Genomic DNA, 886 nt, shown 5'->3' with positions numbered 1-886 from the left:
ATCTGGGATATCTTCCACTATGGCTCGCCAGACCACATCGACCAAGGTGGCCCGGGCTTTATCGACGCCTACGTCCGTTTCGCTGCGGAAGCTGTTCGGGTTCATCGCTCCGTTACTGGCGTGGCTCCCCTGGTGTGCCCGATCAACGAGATTTCGTTTTTCGCATGGGCGGTGGAGGTCGGCTATTTCCCCCGCGTCGGGCCGAACAAGCGTGGATGGTTCAAACGACACCTTGTCAAAGCTGCGGTCGCCGGCGTGAGGGCGATGCGGGAGGCCGAACCCGGATGCAGGTTCATCTGGGCTGAACCGCTGATCCATATTGCTCCTCGTGACCGTACTCGCCCCGAGCGGCGGCGCGCCGAAAATGCTCGCCAGGGGCAATTCGAGGCGTATGACATGCTGATCGGGCGCGTGGAGGCGGAGTTGGGCGGCAGCGAGGACGTTGTGGACGTCATCGGCCTCAACTTCTATCCGCACAACCAATGGTACTTGAATGGCCCAACGATACCGATGGGGCACCACGAATACCGTGCACTTTCGGAAATGCTGGTCGAGGTCGCCGAGCGATACAACAAGCCGATGTTCATCGCCGAGACCGGCGCCGAAGGATCCGGTCGGCCGGCCTGGCTTCACTACGTTTGCGACGAAGTGCGCGACGCGACCAGCCTCGGGGCACCTATCCAGGGTATATGCCTTTATCCCGTGACAGCCTACCCAGGTTGGGACAATTCGCGCCACGCCGAAGTCGGCTTGTTCTCCACTATCCATGCGGACGGCTCGCGCACTCTTCGCAAGCCACTTGCGGACGAGTTGGAGCGCCAGCGCCGATTGTTCGAGGTCTTTGAAAAAGAACCAGCAAGCGCGGCGTAGTCCCGCCGGTCGGAAC

Annotated in this window: 1 protein-coding gene; it reads left to right on the top strand. The window is 61.3% G+C overall.

Annotated features, from left to right (window positions below):
* Positions 1–870: beta-glucosidase (locus E5W70_RS26885; RefSeq protein WP_292664174.1), on the top strand; the 870-nt coding region annotated here is incomplete at its 5' end.
* Positions 871–886 lie beyond the last annotated feature (16 nt).

Source organism: Mesorhizobium sp. (genome assembly GCF_005063415.1).
In the GTDB taxonomy this organism is placed as follows: domain Bacteria; phylum Pseudomonadota; class Alphaproteobacteria; order Rhizobiales; family Rhizobiaceae; genus Mesorhizobium.
Note: the sequence above shows the minus strand (reverse complement) of the source record. Positions and strands in the feature narration are given on the sequence as shown.